Source organism: Corynebacterium frankenforstense DSM 45800 (assembly GCF_001941485.1).
Classification (GTDB): Bacteria; Actinomycetota; Actinomycetes; order Mycobacteriales; family Mycobacteriaceae; genus Corynebacterium; species Corynebacterium frankenforstense.
In genome coordinates, this window is sequence record NZ_CP009247.1 from 1,350,429 (window position 1) to 1,367,102 (window position 16,674).

Consider the following 16,674-nt stretch of genomic DNA (forward strand, 5'->3'; position numbering starts at 1 on the left):
GCGTGAACACCCCGTCTGGCCACCGTCACACCCGGCCCACGCCCTCGCCCGGAAGGATGTGTGCCCACGTGACCACCACGACCGCCCCGAACGAGACGTCCTCCGCCTGGGCCGGCTTCACCGCCGGAAACTGGCAGGACGAGATCGACGTCCGGGACTTCATCCAGCGCAACTACACCCCCTACGACGGTGACGCCGGCTTCCTGGCCGGCCCCACCGACAAGACCCGCAGGGTGTGGGACCACCTCGAGGAGAAGTACCTCTCCGTCGAGCGTGAGCGCCGCGTCTACGACGTCGACACGAAGACCCCGGCGGACATCGACGCCTTCCCCGCCGGCTACATCTCCGAGGACGACGACGTGGTCGTCGGCCTGCAGACCGACGTCCCGCTCAAGCGCGCCATGATGCCCTTCGGCGGCTGGCGCATGGTGCAGACGGCGATCAAGGAGGCCGGCAAGGAGGTCGACCCGGACGTCCGGGAGATCTTCACCCGCTACCGCAAGACCCACAACGACGCCGTCTTCGACATCTACACCCCGCGCATCCGCGCCGCGCGCTCCTCCCACATCGTCACCGGCCTGCCGGACGCCTACGGCCGCGGCCGCATCATCGGCGACTACCGCCGCGTCGCGCTCTACGGCGTGGACCGGCTGATCGAGGAGAAGCAGCGCGCCAAGGACTCCGTGGCCGACAAGCCCTTCTCCGAGCACTGGGCGCGCTTCCGCGAGGAGCACGCCGAGCAGATCAAGGCGCTCAAGAAGCTCAAGCACATGGCGGAGCTCTACGGCTTCGACATCTCCGGGCCGGCGACCACGGCCCAGGAGGCCGTGCAGTGGACCTACTTCGCCTACCTGGGCGCCGTGAAGTCCCAGGACGGCGCCGCGATGTCCATCGGTCGTCTCTCCGCGTTCCTCGACATCTACTTCGAGCGTGACCTGGCCGCCGGCCGCATCACCGAGGAGGACGCCCAGGAGATCATCGACGCGCTGGTGATCAAGCTGCGCATCGTCCGCTTCCTGCGCACCGAGGACTACGACCAGATCTTCTCCGGCGACCCGTACTGGGCCACCTGGTCCGACGCGGGCTTCACCGAGGACGGCCGCAACCTGGTCACCAAGACCTCCTTCCGTCTGCTGCAGACCCTGCGCAACCTGGGCCCGGCCCCGGAGCCGAACATCACCGTCTTCTGGGACCCGGACCTGCCGGAGGGCTACAAGGAGTTCTGCGCGGCGATCTCCATCGAGACCTCCGCGATCCAGTACGAGTCCGACAAGCAGATCCGCAAGCAGTGGGGCGACGACGCCGCCATCGCCTGCTGTGTCTCGCCGATGAAGGTGGGCAAGCAGATGCAGTTCTTCGGCGCGCGCGTCAACGCCGCCAAGGCGCTGCTCTACGCGATGAACGGCGGCCGCGACGAGGTCACCGGCAAGCAGGTCACGGAGGAGGGCCTCTTCTCCCCCATCACCACCGAGGGCCCGCTCGACTTCGACGAGGTCTGGCAGAAGTACGAGGAGATGCTCGACTGGGTGGTGGGCACCTACGTCGAGGCGCTCAACATCATCCACTACTGCCACGACCGCTACGCCTACGAGGCCGTCGAGATGGCGCTGCACGACTCCGACATCGTGCGCACGATGGGCTGCGGCATCGCCGGCCTGTCGATCGTCGCCGACTCGCTGTCCGCCATCAAGTACGCGAAGGTCACCCCGGTGCGTGACGAGTCCGGCCTGATCGTCGACTACATCACCGAGGGCGACTTCCCCGTCTACGGCAACGACGACGACCGCGCCGACGACATCGCCGCGACCGTGGTCTACACCGTCATGGAGAAGATCCGCCAGATCCCGCTCTACCGCGACGCGATCCCGACCCAGTCGGTGCTGACGATCACCTCGAACGTCGTCTACGGCAAGGCCACCGGCGCCTTCCCCTCCGGCCACGAGGCCGGCACCCCGTTCGCGCCGGGCGCGAACCCGGAGAACGGCGCCGACAACCACGGCATGGTCGCCTCGATGCTCTCGGTGGGCAAGCTCAACTACGAGGACGCCCTCGACGGCATCTCGCTGACCAACACCATCACCCCCGCCGGCCTCGGCCGCGACCGCGAGGAGCAGGTGACCAACCTGGTCGGCGTCCTCGACGCGGGCTTCGTGATGAACCCCGAGAAGTGCGACAACTGAGACCCTGTCCCCCGACCCCCTGAACCACCCCGATTCCCTGAAGGAGCCAACCATGACCACCCCCACCTTCGACGAGCGCCAGGCCGCGATGAAGGCCGCCCGCACCGAGGCCAACCAGGACGCCGGCCTCTACCACGCCAACATCAACGTCCTCGACGAGTCGACCCTGACCGACGCGATGGAGCACCCGGAGAACTACCCGAACCTGACGGTGCGTGTCTCCGGCTACGCCGTCAACTTCGTCAAGCTCACCGAGGAGCAGCAGCGCGACGTCATCTCGCGCACCTTCCACCACTCCAGCTAGACAGCACCGCTGGCAGCAGCCCAGCTAGAAAGGCGTTCCCGTGGCCAACGACGGCATCTCCGGGGTCGTCTCCCTCGAGCCCGAGGCGGGCGAGCGGGTCCGCGGCGCGGCCGCCGGACTCGGCGTGGGCCTCGAGCTGCCCGAGAGCGAGATGGACCGCGCCCAGCTCCTGGAGGCCCGGCGCACCGGCGAGGTCGCGCTGGTCCACTCCTGGGAGCTGGTCACGGCCGTCGACGGCCCGGGCACCCGCCTGACCGTCTTCCTCTCCGGCTGCCCGCTGCGCTGCCTGTACTGCCACAACCCGGACACGATGCAGATGCGCACGGGCACCCTGGAGTCGATCGACGACATGGTGCGCAAGGTGCTGCGCTACCGGGCGGTCTTCCGCGCCTCCGGCGGTGGGCTGACGATCTCGGGCGGCGAGCCGCTCTTCCAGATCGCCTTCACCCGCCGGCTGCTCGCCGAGGTGCACGCCGCCGGGGTGCACACCTGCGTGGACACCTCCGGCTTCCTCGGCGCACGCCTGCGCGACGAGGACCTCGAGAACGTCGACCACGTGCTGCTCGACGTGAAGTCCGGCGACCCGGAGACCTACCGTAAGGTCACCGGCCGCGACCTGGCCCCCACCATCGCCTTCGGCGACCGGCTGGCGCGGCTGGGCAAGACGGTCTGGGTGCGCTTCGTGCTCGTGCCGGGCCTGACCGACGACCCCGACAACGTCGCGAAGGCGGCCGACATCGTCGCCCGCTGGGAGAACGTCGAGCGCGTCGAGGTCCTGCCCTTCCACAACATGGGAGCGGACAAGTGGCACGAGCTCGACATGCACTACACCCTCGACGGGGTCAGCCCGCCCAGCGACGAGTCGCTGGCGGCGACCCGGGAGATCTTCCGCTCCCGGGGGCTGACGGTCTTCTAGCGGCCCCGGCCGCCACCCCTAGCGCCGCGCGAGGATCGCGACGAGGAACCCCGACATCGGGGTGTACGGGTCGAGCTGCCAGGACTCGTAGGCGTTCTGCAGCTCGAAGCCCGCGCGTGCGGCGGTGTCCAGGAAGTCCGGCGCCGCCCAGCCGCGGTTGAGCCCGAAGCCGACGAGGAAGCGCCCGCCGGGGCGCAGGGAGCGCGCGATGTTCGCCAGCGCCGGCTCGCGGCCCTCCTCGGAGAGGAAGCCCATCACGTTGCCGGCGGAGACCGCCACGTCGAAGTTCCCCTCGGGGATCTCGTCGGTCTCGAGGTCGCCGACCTCGAAGCGCACGTCCGGGAAGTCCCTGCGCGCGTAGCCGATGAGCACCGGGTCGAGGTCCGTGCCCACCACGTGGTGGCCGCGGGCGGCCAGGTAGCCGGCGACACGTCCCGTGCCGCAGCCGGCGTCGAGGATCCGCGCGCCGCGGTCGGCCACGGCGTCGACCAGCCGCGCCTCCCCGTCGATGTCCCGGCCCTCGGCGACGAAGTTGCGCCAGCGGGCCGCGTAGTTCTCCGAGTGCATCGGGTTGGCCTCGGTGATCTGCTTCCAGGTAGCCATGGGAGCTAAGTTTAGTGCTGTCCCGTCCGCCCCGCCCAGGAGGTGCCCGTGCCGAACAACCGCCGCCCCACCCGCCTGCCCCGGTTCACCCCCCGGAGCCCCCGGCCGGTGGGCCCTCCGGTGCCGGCCCAGCGGGCGGTGGCGCACTGCCGCGTCTTCCGCGACGGCAGGCGGGTGGCCGGCGAGTTCACCCCGGCGAGGGCGCGCGCGGAGGTCGCCGAGAGCGGCGGCTTCGTCTGGCTCGCGCTCCAGGAGCCGGACGAGACGCAGATGCAGCAGGTCGCCGCCGAGTTCGGCATCGACGAGCTGATCGTCGAGGACGCCGTGGCCGCCCACCAGCGGCCGAAGGCGGAGCGCTACGACGACCAGCTCTTCCTCGTCGTACGCCCGGTGGTCTACGCCCGCGCCGAGGACGTCGCCGACTCCCGCGACATCATCTCCACCGCTGAGATCCAGACGGTCATCGGCCGCGACTTCGTGCTCACCGTCCACCACGGCCCGGAGGTGCCGGGCCTGGCGCGCCGCCTCGACGGGGACCTCGAGCTCAACGACCCCTCGCCGCTGTCGCTGGTGTGGGCGCTGACCGACCACGTCGTCGAGCTCGACCGGCGGATCGTGGACCGCCTGGAGGACGCCGTCGACCGCCTCGAGGAGGAGGTCTTCACCCCGGTGCGCAACACCACGATCGAGCCGGTCTACCAGTTCAAGCGAGAGGTCCTCGAGGCCCGCCACGCGGTCGCCCCGTTCACCTCGGCGCTGAAGCTGCTCATCCAGAACAACCGCGACCTGATGGACAAGCAGCAGCGCTCCTACTTCCGCGACGTGCTCGACAACACGCAGATCGCCGCCGACTCGACGACGGCCCTCGACGAGCGGCTCTCCGCGCTCATCGACGCGGGCACGGCGAAGGTGAGCATGCAGCAGAACCAGGACATGCGCCGGCTCTCCGCCCTGGTCGGCATGGTCACGGTGCCCACGCTGATCGCGGGTATCTACGGCATGAACTTCGACGACATGCCGGAGCTGCACTGGACCTTCGGCTACCCGCTGGCACTGGGCCTGATGGCGCTGTCGGTCGCGGTGATCTACTGGTACTGCAAGCGCTCCGGCTGGCTCTGAGCGGTTGGCCCGCGCCCGCCGATCCGGGTGCTACCCCACGACGTGGAGGCGCACGCCCGCGCCCTCGCACCAGGAGACGAGCTCGGGGTCGGCGGCCTCGGTGACGATGTCGTCGACGACGCCGAGCGGGACCAGGAAGGAGAAGTCCACCTGGCCGACCTTGCTCGAGTCGCAGGCGACGACGACGCGCCGGGCCGAGCCGATGACCTGCTTCTTCAACTCGCCCTCGTTGACGTCGCTGACGGTGATGCCCTCGGCGGTGATCCCGGAGATCCCGACGAAGGCGACGTCCACGGTGAAGCGCTCGAGGTTCTCCAGCGCGATCGGCCCGACCACGGACTCGCCGACGCTGTGGTAGCGCCCGCCGAGCAGCGTGTGCCGGATCCGGCCGCGCGGGCCGAGGATCTGGACCACGGGCACGGAGTTGGTCACCACGTTGAGGTAGGTGTCCGGCAGCTCCTCGGCGACCATCGTCGTGGTGGTGCCGGCGTCGACGTAGACGGACTGGCCCTCGCCCACGAGCGCGGCGCACGCCTTCGCGATGGCGCGCTTGGCCTCGACGTTGACGGTCCCGCGGTCGCCCGGGCCACGGTCGGGGCGCGGCTCGACGGCGATGGCGCCGCCGTGGGTGCGCTTGAGCACCTTGCGCTCCTCGAGGAAGCTCAGGTCCTTGCGCAGCGTCGGCTCGGAGACCCCCATGGGCTCGACGAGGTCGACGATGCGCACGCTGCCGCGGCGGCGCACCAGCTCGGCGATGCGGCGGCGGCGTTCTTCGGCGAATTCGGGGCGGTTCTCGGTCACGGACACCGACACTACTCGATCACATTCGGAAGCCAGCGGCGCACGGTGGCGGCGGCCACGCCCGTGCCCTCGACGCGGGCGGGCACCCGTGCGGCGGCGCACAGCCGCTTGCCGACGTCGCGCCCCGTCAGGCGGCGGACGACGTCACCGTCGGCGGCGTCCAGCGCCTCCGTCGGCGCCCGGCCGGCGCGCACGGCCGCCCAGAGGGCGGCGAGCGCCCGGCCCGGGTCGACGACGGGCGAGGTCCAGGGCCCCTCGGGCTCGGGCAGGCGGACGGTGAGCACGCGGACGCGCTCCGGGGCCATCCCCGCCAGGCGCAGGGCCTCCCGCTCCCCGACCACGTCGACGCGCACCGCGGGCAGCACGCCGAAGGCGACGAGCTCGTCGAGCACCTCGAGGGCGGCCTCGGCGGGGGCGCCGGCCTCGAGGATGACGCTGCGGCGCCCGGGAGGGCCCGCGGTCCCGTCGAGGGCGAGGGCGGGCTCCCCCGCGCCCTCGATCCGGTAGTCGGCCAGGGCCGTGATCCTCTTCGTCGCCTGCATCGGGCGCCTCCGCATGCTTCCGATTTCCGTTTTCGTCTGGTTCCGATTTCGAGCGTAACCCTTCGGGAAAGCATCCGCAACAGAACGCGCCCATCCGAAAGTCCCCCGCGCGCCGGGCGTCGGACGGATAGGGTGCGGGCATGAGCGACGTGACCGTCTACGGCGCCACCGGCTTCGTCGGCCGGCTGGTCGCCGCCTACCTGACCGAGAACCACCCCGATGTCTCCCTGACGCTGGCCGGCCGCGACCGGGCCCGACTCGAGGCCGTCGCCGCGGAGCTGGGCGGCGACCCCGCCATCGCCGTGGCCGACGCCTTCGACCGCGCCGCGCTCGACCGCATGGTGGCCGGAACCGGCGTGGTCATCAGCACCGTCGGGCCCTACCTGCGCTTCGGCGCGGACCTGGTGGCCGCCTGTGCGGCCGCGGGCCGCGACTACGTCGACCTGTGCGGCGAGGCGCCCTTCGTGCGCCGGATGATCGACGCCCACCACGACGAGGCCGCCGCGAGCGGGGCGCGCATCGTGCACTCCTGCGGCTTCGACTCGGTGCCCAGCGACCTGGGCATGCTCGCCAACCACCACGCGGCGGACGGCCCCTTCGAGAGGGCCGTAATGGTCGTCCACGACCTGCGCGGCGGGCTGTCGGGAGGCACCCTGGCCTCCATGCGCGGCGTCGTCAATGCGGCGCGCGAGGACCCGGAGGTCGCACGCGTCGTCGGCGACGCGCACGGGCTGTGCCCCGACCCCGGGGCCGAGGCCGACGTGCCGGGGCTCGACGACGACTCCCGCGTGGCCGACCTGGGTGCGCGCGGGATCCCCGGCATGGCGCGGGCGTGGGCGGGCCCGTTCTTCATGGCCTCCTACAACACGCGCGTGGTGCACCGCTCGAACGCGCTGCTCGACCACGCCTACGGCGCCGCACTCGACTACCACGAGTACATCCTGACCGGCCGCGGGCTGCGCGGCCGGGTGCTCGCCCAGGTGCTGCGCGCGGTCACCGGGGCGGCCTTCGCGCTCGCGGCCGGCGAGGGCGCCGCTCCCCTGCTCGACCGGGTGCTGCCCGGCCCGGGTGAGGGGCCGGACGCCGAGGAGCGCGCGGCGGGCGGCTTCGCGGTGGTGCACTCGGGGCGCACGGCCTCGGGCGCGGTGTACCAGACGACCGTGGCCGCCGAGGGCGACCCGGGCTACGAGGTCACCGTCACGATGCTCGCCGAGGCCGCGCTGCACCTGCGGGAGAACCCGGGTGACGGCGGGGTGCTGACCCCGGCGACGGGGCTCGGCCTCGGCTACCTGGAACGTCTGTGCGGCCGCGGCCTGCGCGCCTACACGCGGCGCTGCTGAGCCGGAGCGGCTAGTGCTGCACCATCGTGCGCAGCGTGCCGCGGGCGACGAGCCGGTCGCCCTCGGTGCAGGCGACGTCCCACAGCTGGGTGCGCGAGCCCTGCTGCACCGGGGTGACCTCGGCGCGGATCACGCCGTTCTTGACGGCGCTGATGAAGTCGGTCGAGTTGTGCACGCCGACGACGAGCTTCCCGGTGAAGACGAAGGCGGCCGTGGAGCCGGCGGACTCGACGAGGCTGGCGTAGACGCCGCCGTGGACCAGGCCCACCGGCTGGCGGTGGGCGTCGGTGACCTCGAGGGCCGCGACCACGCGGTCCGGGCCGATGGCCTCGTACCGGATGCCCAGGGTGCGCTCGAGACCGTGGAGGTAGTCGTTGACCTCGGCGATCTCGGACTCGGTGAGCGCCGTGTCGTGCGCCTTCTGGAAGAGCTCGATGATTCTCATGGGAAACCACTCAACCACACCCGCCCCGGAATCGTGCGCACCACACCCCGCAACTCCTGGCAACCGTGCGACCGCCGCGAGGCCGCGCCGGTATTGTCGGGGCCATGACCAACGCAGAAGAGACCTTCCCGCAGGCCGCCGAGGGCGCCGCCCAGATCGGCGTCGTCGGCCTGGCCGTCATGGGCTCCAACCTCGCCCGCAACTTCGCCCACCACGGGCACACCGTCGCCGTGTACAACCGCACCACGGCCAAGACCGAGAAGTTCATCGCCGAGCACGGCGACGAGGGCGAGTTCGTGCCGTCCGAGACGATCGAGAAGTTCGTCGCCTCGCTGGAGCGCCCGCGCCGCGCGATCATCATGGTCCAGGCCGGCAAGGCGACCGACGCGGTCATCGGGCAGCTGGCCGACGCCATGGAGGACGGCGACGTCATCATCGACGGCGGCAACTCCCTGTTCACCGACACCATCCGCCGTGAGCGCGAGATGGCCGCCCGCAACCGCCACTTCGTCGGCGCCGGCATCTCCGGCGGCGAGGAGGGCGCGCTCAACGGCCCGTCGATCATGCCGGGCGGGCCGAAGGAGTCCTGGGAGTCCCTCGGGCCGCTGCTCGAGTCCATCGCCGCGCGCGCCGAGGACGGCACGCCCTGCGTGACCCACGTCGGCCCCGACGGCGCCGGGCACTTCGTCAAGATGGTCCACAACGGCATCGAGTACGCCGACATGCAGGTCATCGGCGAGGCCTACCAGCTGCTGCGCTTCGGCGCGGGCCTGGAGCCGGCCGAGATCGCGGACATCTTCACCGAGTGGAACTCCGGCAAGCTCGGCTCCTACCTCATCGAGATCACCGCCGAGGTGCTCCGCCAGGTCGACGCCGAGACCGGCAAGCCGCTCGTCGACGTCATCCTCGACGCCGCCGGTCAGAAGGGCACCGGCCGCTGGACCGTCAAGGAGGCCCTCGACCTGGGCATCCCGACCACCGGCATCGGCGAGGCCGTCTTCGCCCGCGCCCTGTCCTCCTCGCTCGACCAGCGCGCCGCCGCCCAGGGCAACCTGCCGGCCGGCACGCTGAAGAGCTTCGGGGACCTCGGCGTCGACCGCGACGAGTTCGTCGAGAAGGTCCGCAAGGCCCTCTACGCCTCCAAGCTGGTCGCCTACGCCCAGGGCTTCGACGAGATCAAGGCCGGCTCCGCCGAGTACGGCTGGGGCGTCAACCCCGGCGACATGGCCATGATCTGGCGCGCCGGCTGCATCATCCGCGCGGTCTTCCTCGAGCGCATCAAGGAGGCCTACGACAACAACCCGGAGCTGACCAGCCTGCTGCTCGACCCGTACTTCAACAGCGAGCTGACCGACCTGGTCGACGCCTGGCGCGACGTCGTCGTCTACGCCACCCGCCTGGGCCTGCCCGCCCCGGTGTTCACCTCCTCGCTGTCCTACTACGACTCGCTGCGCGCCGAGCGCCTGCCCGCGGCCGTCATCCAGGGCCAGCGCGACTTCTTCGGCGCGCACACCTACCAGCGCGTCGACAAGGAGGGCACCTTCCACACGCTGTGGTCCGGCGACCGCAGCGAGGTCGAGGCCTGAGCGAGCCTGAGCCGGCGGGCCCGAGGGACCGCCCTCGGGCCGCACCGCGGGGACCGCTAGACTCTCCGCGGTGACCTCATTCTCCGATCTCGGCCTGCCCGCACCCGTGGTGCGGGAACTCGGCCGACAGGGCATCACCGAGCCCTTCCCCATCCAGGCCGCCGCGATCCCCGACGCACTCGCCGGGCGCGACGTGCTCGGCCGCGGCCCCACGGGCTCCGGCAAGACCTTCACCTTCGGCCTGCCGATGCTCGCCCGTCTCGAGGGCGCGCCCTCGCGCCCCGGCCGGCCCCGCGGCCTCATCCTCGCGCCGACGCGCGAGCTGGCCGCCCAGACCCACGAGCGCCTCGCCGGCCCCGCCGCCGCGCTCGGCCTGCGCGTCCTCGAGGTCGTCGGCGGCGTGCCCGTCAAGCGGCACATCACGGCGCTCGCCGCCCCCGTCGACCTGCTCGTGGCCACCCCGGGCCGCGCCCAGGACCTCATCGACCAGGGCGTGCTCCACCTCGACGCCGTCGAGGTCACGGCCGTCGACGAGGCCGACCAGATGTCCGACATGGGCTTTCTGCCCCAGGTCCGCCGCCTGCTCGACCGCACGCCCTCCGACGGGCAGCGCCTGCTCTTCTCGGCCACCCTCGACGGCCAGGTCGACTCGCTGGTGCGCGCCTACCTGACCGACCCGGTCACCCACTCCACGGCCCCGGCCGAGGCCGCCGTGGACACGATGGTCCACTACCGCCTGCTCGTCGACGGGCCCCAGGAGCGCAACGCCGTGGCCGTGCGCATCGCCGCGCGCGAGGGCCGGACCATCATGTTCGCCCGCACCCGCCGCGGCGTCGACCGCCACGTCAAGCGCCTGCGCAAGGCGGGTGTCAACGCCGCCGGGCTGCACGGCGACAAGGCGCAGTCCACCCGCACCCGCGCGCTGGCCGGCTTCGCCGACGGCTCGGTGCCCGTGCTCGTGGCCACCGACATCGCCGCCCGCGGCATCGACGTCAAGGACGTCTCCCTGGTCGTGCACGTCGACCCGCCGGCCGAGCACAAGGCCTACCTGCACCGCGCGGGGCGCACCGCGCGCGCCGGCGCCGGCGGCACCGTGGTCACCCTGGTGACCCCGGACCAGCGCGAGGAGGTCGCCGGTCTGCTGCGCAAGGCCGGGGTGAAGGCCACCGACGTGGCGGTCACACCCGACTCCCCCGAGCTGGTTAGAATCACGGGTGCACGTCAACCCTCCGGCCCGGCCCTGCCCCCGTTCGGCCAGCAGCAGCCGGCCCGCGACAGGGACGCCCGCGACTCCCACGGCTCCCACGGCGGCGGCAAGGGAAACGCCCGGCGCAACCACCGCGGCCGTGGTAACCGGCGCAACCAGCGCGGCGGGCGCGGTCGGCGGGACGTCGGAAATCGAAGGAAGAGACAAGGTGGTTCCTAGGCCCTCACGGCCATTCACCATGGACATACTGATCAGCATCCTCGCCCTGCTGGGCTTCGTCGCCCTGACCGCGAGCACCGGCCTGTTCGTCGCGATCGAGTTCGCGCTGACCGGCCTGGAGCGCTCGACGGTGGACAACCACGTCCGGCACACCGGTGACACGTCAGCCAAGGCCGTCAAACGGGACTTCGAGAACCTCTCGTTCGTCCTCTCCGGCGCGCAGCTCGGCATCACCGTGACCACCCTGGCCACCGGCTTCCTCGCGGAGCCGATCCTGGCAAAGTTCTTCACCCCGCTGCTCGAGCTCGTGGGGCTCTCGGAGAGCTCCTCGTCGATCGTGGCGTTGATCCTCGCGCTGGTCGTCGCGACCGTGCTGTCCATGGTCTTCGGCGAGCTGGTGCCCAAGAACTGGGCGATCACCTCGCCGCTGCCGGTCGCCCGCTTCGTGGTGCACCCGGTCAACGCGTTCAACGTCGTGTTCAAGTGGTTCATCAACTGGCTCAACGTCTCGGCCAACTGGGTGGTCCGCCGCCTGGGCATCGAGCCGGCCGACGAGCTGGCCAGCGCCCGCTCCCCCGAGGAGCTCTCCGCGCTGGTGCGCCACTCCGTCGGCGAGGAGGGCCTCGACGAGACGATGGCGGAGGTGCTCGAGAACTCCCTCGAGTTCGGCGAGACCGCCGCCGACGAGCTGATGACCCCGCGCTCGACCGTCGACCAGCTGCGCGACGACGACACGGTGGCCGACCTGGTGGAGCTGGCCCGGACCTCCGGGCACTCGCGCTTCCCCGTCGTAGTCGGCGATTTGGACGAGACGATCGGCGTGGTGCACGTCAAGGACGCCTTCGACGTCCCGCGCGAGAAGCGCGGGTCCACGCCGGTGGGCCCGCTGGCGCGCAGGATCCCCACGGTGCCCGAGTCGCTCGACGGCGACGCGGTGCTCAAGGCCGTGCGCTCGGCGGGCTCGCAGATGGTGCTCGTCGCCGACGAGTACGGCGGCACCTCCGGCATCATCACCATCGAGGACGTCGTCGAGGAGATCCTCGGCGAGGTCTACGACGAGCACGACGACGCGGCCGCCGAGCGCGAGATCCAGCAGTTCGGCACCAGCTGGGAGGTCTCCGGGCTGGTGCGCGCCGAGGACCTCGAGGAGGAGGTCGGCTACCCCGCCCCCGAGGACGGGCCGTACGAGACGCTCGGCGGGCTGATCATGGCCGTGATGGGCCGGATCCCGGCCGTCGGCGACGTGGTGGTGCTGCCCCAGGGCCCGCGCCACCTGCTCGACGAGATGCACCCGGACGCCGGCGGCCGCTGGCTCGCGCGCGTCTCCGCGATGGACGGCCGCCGCATCGACCGCGCCGTGCTCACGCCGGTCTCCGACGGGGAAGCGGAGGAGTACCTGTGAACATCGTCACCACCGTCGCCATGATCGCGGGCCTGCTGCTGGCCAACGCGTTCTTCGTGGCCAGCGAGTTCTGCCTGATCTCCTCGCGCCGCGACCGCATCGAGTCGCTGATCGCCCAGGGCAAGCCCGCGGCCAAGAAGGTCCTGCACGCCACCGAGCACCTCTCGATCATGCTGGCCGGCTCCCAGTTCGGCATCACGATCTGCTCGCTGGTGCTCGGCAAGGTCGCCGAGCCGGCCGTCGCGCACTTCATCGAGGAGCCGTTTCTGGCTCTGGGGCTCCCCGAGGGCCTGCTGCACCCGATCGCCTTCGCCGTGGCACTGGCCGTGATCACCTTCCTGCACATCCTCTTCGGCGAGATGGTGCCCAAGAACATCGCCATCGCCGGGCCCGAGCGCCTGGCGATGTGGCTGGCGCCGGCGATCATCGGCTGGGTCAAGATCACCCGCCCGTTCATCGAGTTCCTCAACTGGCTGGCCCGCGTCACCCTGCACGCCGTGGGCATCGAGCAGAAGGACGAGCTGAACTCGACCGTCGACCAGGAGCAGCTGGCCACGATGCTCGCGGAGTCGCGGGCCGAGGGCTACCTCGACGCCGAGGAGCACGCGCGCCTGAACAAGGCGCTGCGCACGGAGAACCGGAGCCTCGGCGAGGTCGTCATCCCGCTGGAGAAGGTCCGCACGCTCGACTTCGGCGCCTCCGGCCCGACGCTCGGCGAGCTCGAGGAGCTGCTGGTCGAGACCGGCTTCTCCCGCTTCCCGGTCACCGGCCGCGACGGCTCTTTCCTCGGCTACGTCCACGTCAAGGACGTGCTGGACCGGATGACCGACGGCGACCCGTCCGAGACCATCCCGCGCGAGCGCCTGCGCCCCCTGATCACCGTCGACGCCGACCAGCCGCTCGACGAGGCGCTGCACACCCTGCACGTGCGCAACGCCCACATGGCGCAGGTGCGCAAGCTGGGCCGGCTGACCGGCGTGGTCACCCTCGAGGACCTCATCGAGGAGTACGTCGGCACCGTCTCCGACTGGACCCACGAGGAGGCCTGAGCCGTGCAGGTCCTCGACGAGTCGACCTGGCGCGCGCGGGCGGCCGCCCACGACGCCCGCGCCGGGGAGTTCACCCGCGACCACCTGGCGCGGCGTGCCCGCGGCGAGAAGCACCCGGTCTTCGACTTCCTCTTCGACTACTACCCCGTGCGCCCCTCGCACCTGCACCGCTGGCACCCGGGCGTGGGGGTGGCGCTGGCCGGGGACGCGCCGCAGCGCGGCTGGCGCGACTACACCGAGCTTGACGACGGGACCGTGGCGGCCGACGTGGGCGGTTTCCTCGCCCGTCACGGGCGGGCGCTCTCGCGCATCCGCCACCTGCTGGAGGCCACGGCGGCGCGCCCGGCGCACTTCGACTGCTTCGGGCTCCACGAGTGGGCGATGGTCTACCGCACCGACCGGCCCCGCCACGACCTGCCCCTGCGCCTGGGTGCGCAGGGCACGGACGAGGTCGTCGAGTCGCACCAGCTGCGCTGCACCCACTTCGACGCCTTCCGTTTCTTCACCGAGCCGGCCCGCCCGCTCAACATCACGCCCCTGACCCGGGCCGACCAGCCGGAGCGCGAGCAGTGCGGCTGCCTGCACGCGACGATGGACCTCTACAAGTGGGCCTGGAAGATGGGCCCGCTGGTGCCCGGGGAGCTGTGGCTGGACACCCTGGACCTCGCGTGGCGGGCCCGCGTGCTCGACATGGAGGCCAGTCCCTACGACTGCCGAGGCCTCGGGTTCGGGGTCGTGGCCGTGGAGACGACGGAGGGCAAGGCCGAGTACGTCGCCCGGCAGCGGGAGCTGGCCGCGGAGGGCCGTACGCTGCGCTCCCGGCTTGTCGCGGTCCTGGAGGCCGCCGGCGCGCGATAGACTGGCCCACCACACGGGAAAGTTGACGGAAGGAAACGCAACAGTGGCAGGCCGGCACAGGACGGACACGGACTCCCCCAAGGTCGCGGGCTGGCTGATCGTCGCGGTGATCCTGGTCATCGCGCTGATCACCGCCCTCATCGCGTGGTTCGCGCTGCGCGACAGCGAGCGGAGCGCGCGCAGCGAGGCCGAGGGCGACTGCATCGAGGGCGAGCTGACGCTGCCGGTCGCCGAGGCCTTCCCCGGCGCCGCCGACGAGCTCATCGCGGCCTACCGCGACTCCGCGCCGGTGGTGCGCGACCACTGCATCGTGCCCGAGACGGCCCCGGTGGCCGACGCTGCGGTCTTCGTGGGCGTGGACTCGCCGGCCGCGGACGCCGCGCTCAAGGCCGCCGACCGCTCGCGGGGCACCGCCTCGCCGCAGCCGGCGGGCACGAAGGCCGTGGGCCTGGCCGCCCGCGAGGCCGCGGGCCCCGAGTCGACGGCCGCCGACCAGGTGGTCTACCCCGCCGGGGACCAGACCGACATCGCCGTCACCGCGGCGGCGAAGCTGGCCGGTGACGACGCCGCCGAGCTGCTCAAGCGCGACCGCGGCGAGAAGCTCGCGGACGCCGACGGCTCGCGCCCGGTCGCCGCGACCGAGGCCACCGCACCGGAGGACACCGAGTTCACGCCGATCGAGGGTGCCGAGCTGAGTCTCTCCGCCATCCCGCTCGACGCCGCCGGCGCCGACGCGGACGAGGAGGTCACCCGCGCGGCGGCCGACTTCACCGAGTTCGCGGGCGGCCGCAACAGCGCGGAGGCCGACCGCCCGGACGACGCGCTCTACGCGGCCGCGGGAACCGCCGCCACCGGGGACGGTGACCGTGACGACGCCGCAGCTGCGCCGGCCGACGGCGCGGCCCACGACACGCTGTTCCTCGTCGACACCTCCGCGGCCATGGAGCCCCAGGCCGACGGCCTGGCCGCCGCGGTGGGCGGGCCCGCCGCGAAGCTGGCCGAGGACGGCCACGCGGTCGCGCTGTGGAACTACTCCTCGCCGCTGAACCCCGGGGTGACGGTCCCCTACCGCACCAACCTCGGTTTCGGTGACGGCGCCCAGGTCGAGGGGGTCGTCGACGCCCTGGGCACCGGCGGCGTGCCGATGACGCGCACCTCAGTGCTCGCCGCACTGGGCAGCGTGCAGTCGCAGGCCGCGCAGACCGGCGAGCCGGTCCGCCTCGTCGTGGTCACCACGGGCACCGCGCCCGGCGACATGGACGACGGGGCCTTCGGCTCCGCGCTCAAGGACGCGCTGGGCGAGGACGTCGAGCTGGCGGTCGTGCACGTCGGGGACGGCGAGACCGACCGGGTCCTTTCCGAGAACGCGAAAGCCACCGCCAAGGCTGACGGTGGCAGGGCTCTCGATGAGGCGGTCGCCCGCCTCGCGGGAGTGGAGAGCTAGGAGCTCTGGCGGGCGCGCCGGCGGGCGGCGAGCTCGTCGACGCCGATGACGGTGGCCTCGTCGTCGGCCACGCGCTCGGAGGGGAACGCCTTGATGGTGCCGCTGAGCTCGCGGACGATGCCGGGCACGGCGATGCCGAAGACGCCCTGGCCGCCGCCCAGGAGGTCGACGACCTCGTCGGCGGAGCGGCACTCGTAGACGGTGGTGCCGTCGGAGACGAGGGTGATCTCGGCGATGTCGTCGACGCCGCGGTCGCGCAGGCTGGCCACGGCCAGGCGGATGTTCTGCAGCGAGATGCCGGTGTCGAGCAGGCGCTTGACGATCTTGAGGACGAGGATGTCGCGGAAGGAGTACAGGCGCTGCGATCCGGAGCCGCGGGCCCCGCGGATCGACGGCTTGACCAGGTCCGTGCGTGCCCAGTAGTCCAGCTGACGGTAGGTGATGCCGGCGACCTGGCAGGCGATCGGCACCCGGTAGCCGACCTCGTCGCTCGGTCCGACGTCGAACAGCGACTCCTGGACGGGATGCTCGTTGGTGGTCACGTAATTACTCCCATGGCGTTTGATTGACGGCGCGTGTCCGTGCTCTTTCATTCAAGGCCAAGATTAGAGGGCCGTCAAGCGCGGACGTGGCGACACGCCCAAACCTTCAACCTTTAC

Annotated in this window: 16 protein-coding genes; 11 read left to right on the top strand and 5 right to left on the bottom strand. The window is 71.9% G+C overall.

Annotation, left to right across the window (positions count from 1 at the left end; translation table 11 throughout):
- Positions 1 to 68: 68 nt before the first annotated feature.
- The 3 genes from CFRA_RS05875 to pflA are packed head-to-tail and all read left to right on the top strand — an operon-like array spanning position 69 to position 3,400.
- Positions 69 to 2,180: a pyruvate formate lyase family protein gene (locus CFRA_RS05875; RefSeq protein ID WP_281247421.1), complete on the top strand. Its 2,112-nt coding sequence runs from the start codon at positions 69 to 71 to the stop codon at positions 2,178 to 2,180.
- Between the two features lie 52 nt (positions 2,181 to 2,232).
- Positions 2,233 to 2,484: an autonomous glycyl radical cofactor GrcA2 gene (grcA2, locus tag CFRA_RS11970; protein ID WP_075663854.1), complete on the top strand. Its 252-nt coding sequence runs from the start codon at positions 2,233 to 2,235 to the stop codon at positions 2,482 to 2,484.
- A gap of 40 nt (positions 2,485 to 2,524) precedes the next feature.
- Positions 2,525 to 3,400 (top strand): pyruvate formate-lyase-activating protein, encoded by an 876-nt coding sequence (pflA, locus tag CFRA_RS05885; protein WP_075663855.1) that lies wholly within the window; start codon positions 2,525 to 2,527, stop codon positions 3,398 to 3,400.
- 18 nt (positions 3,401 to 3,418) lie between these two features.
- On the opposite strand, the gene CFRA_RS05890 is transcribed toward pflA, so the two are convergent.
- A complete protein-coding gene (locus CFRA_RS05890) occupies positions 3,419 to 4,003 on the bottom strand; it encodes a class I SAM-dependent methyltransferase (protein ID WP_075663856.1) in 585 nt (194 codons plus the stop codon).
- Positions 4,004 to 4,123: 120 nt separating this feature from the next.
- Here CFRA_RS05890 and CFRA_RS05895 point away from each other — a divergent pair, with 120 nt between their 5' ends.
- Positions 4,124 to 5,122, top strand: coding sequence for a magnesium and cobalt transport protein CorA (locus CFRA_RS05895; protein WP_245797491.1), 999 nt, complete (start codon positions 4,124 to 4,126; stop codon positions 5,120 to 5,122).
- Positions 5,123 to 5,152: 30 nt separating this feature from the next.
- Here the strand turns inward: CFRA_RS05895 and CFRA_RS05900 are convergent, their stop codons facing one another.
- Together CFRA_RS05900 and CFRA_RS05905 are read right to left on the bottom strand one after the other, a co-directional pair.
- Positions 5,153 to 5,923 (bottom strand): DeoR/GlpR family DNA-binding transcription regulator, encoded by a 771-nt coding sequence (locus CFRA_RS05900; RefSeq protein ID WP_245797492.1) that lies wholly within the window; start codon positions 5,921 to 5,923, stop codon positions 5,153 to 5,155.
- An 11-nt stretch (positions 5,924 to 5,934) separates the two neighbouring features.
- Positions 5,935 to 6,465, bottom strand: coding sequence for a hypothetical protein (locus CFRA_RS05905; protein WP_075663859.1), 531 nt, complete (start codon positions 6,463 to 6,465; stop codon positions 5,935 to 5,937).
- A 140-nt stretch (positions 6,466 to 6,605) separates the two neighbouring features.
- Between CFRA_RS05905 and CFRA_RS05910 the strand changes: the two genes are divergently transcribed.
- Complete coding sequence (locus CFRA_RS05910; RefSeq protein ID WP_075663860.1) at positions 6,606 to 7,805, top strand: saccharopine dehydrogenase family protein; 1,200 nt, start codon at positions 6,606 to 6,608, stop codon at positions 7,803 to 7,805.
- 10 nt (positions 7,806 to 7,815) lie between these two features.
- On the opposite strand, the gene CFRA_RS05915 is transcribed toward CFRA_RS05910, so the two are convergent.
- Positions 7,816 to 8,250 carry a PaaI family thioesterase gene (locus CFRA_RS05915; protein ID WP_075663861.1) on the bottom strand — a complete coding sequence of 145 codons (435 nt, stop codon included), beginning with the start codon at positions 8,248 to 8,250 and terminating at the stop codon, positions 7,816 to 7,818.
- A 104-nt stretch (positions 8,251 to 8,354) separates the two neighbouring features.
- Here CFRA_RS05915 and gndA point away from each other — a divergent pair, with 104 nt between their 5' ends.
- The 6 genes from gndA to CFRA_RS05945 all read left to right on the top strand — a co-directional run bounded on the left by gndA (position 8,355) and on the right by CFRA_RS05945 (position 16,015).
- The gene (gndA, locus tag CFRA_RS05920) at positions 8,355 to 9,836 is read left to right on the top strand and encodes an NADP-dependent phosphogluconate dehydrogenase (RefSeq protein WP_075663862.1); all 1,482 of its coding nucleotides are present in this window, start codon (positions 8,355 to 8,357) and stop codon (positions 9,834 to 9,836) included.
- A gap of 70 nt (positions 9,837 to 9,906) precedes the next feature.
- The gene (locus CFRA_RS05925; protein WP_075663863.1) at positions 9,907 to 11,262 is read left to right on the top strand and encodes a DEAD/DEAH box helicase; all 1,356 of its coding nucleotides are present in this window, start codon (positions 9,907 to 9,909) and stop codon (positions 11,260 to 11,262) included.
- 19 nt (positions 11,263 to 11,281) lie between these two features.
- Positions 11,282 to 12,664 carry a hemolysin family protein gene (locus CFRA_RS05930; protein ID WP_075663864.1) on the top strand — a complete coding sequence of 461 codons (1,383 nt, stop codon included), beginning with the start codon at positions 11,282 to 11,284 and terminating at the stop codon, positions 12,662 to 12,664.
- Positions 12,665 to 12,684: 20 nt separating this feature from the next.
- Entirely contained in the window at positions 12,685 to 13,713 is a 1,029-nt protein-coding gene (locus tag CFRA_RS05935; RefSeq protein ID WP_415684341.1) for a hemolysin family protein, read from the top strand.
- Positions 13,714 to 13,716: 3 nt separating this feature from the next.
- A complete protein-coding gene (locus CFRA_RS05940) occupies positions 13,717 to 14,571 on the top strand; it encodes a 3-methyladenine DNA glycosylase (RefSeq protein WP_075663866.1) in 855 nt (284 codons plus the stop codon).
- A 43-nt stretch (positions 14,572 to 14,614) separates the two neighbouring features.
- On the top strand, positions 14,615 to 16,015 hold the full coding sequence (locus tag CFRA_RS05945; RefSeq protein ID WP_075663867.1) for a hypothetical protein: 1,401 nt from the start codon (positions 14,615 to 14,617) through the stop codon (positions 16,013 to 16,015).
- Here CFRA_RS05945 and CFRA_RS05950 read toward each other — a convergent pair.
- Positions 16,012 to 16,557 (bottom strand): MerR family transcriptional regulator, encoded by a 546-nt coding sequence (locus tag CFRA_RS05950; RefSeq protein ID WP_075663868.1) that lies wholly within the window; start codon positions 16,555 to 16,557, stop codon positions 16,012 to 16,014. The two genes, CFRA_RS05945 and CFRA_RS05950, sit on opposite strands and share 4 nt — an antisense overlap.
- Positions 16,558 to 16,674 lie beyond the last annotated feature (117 nt).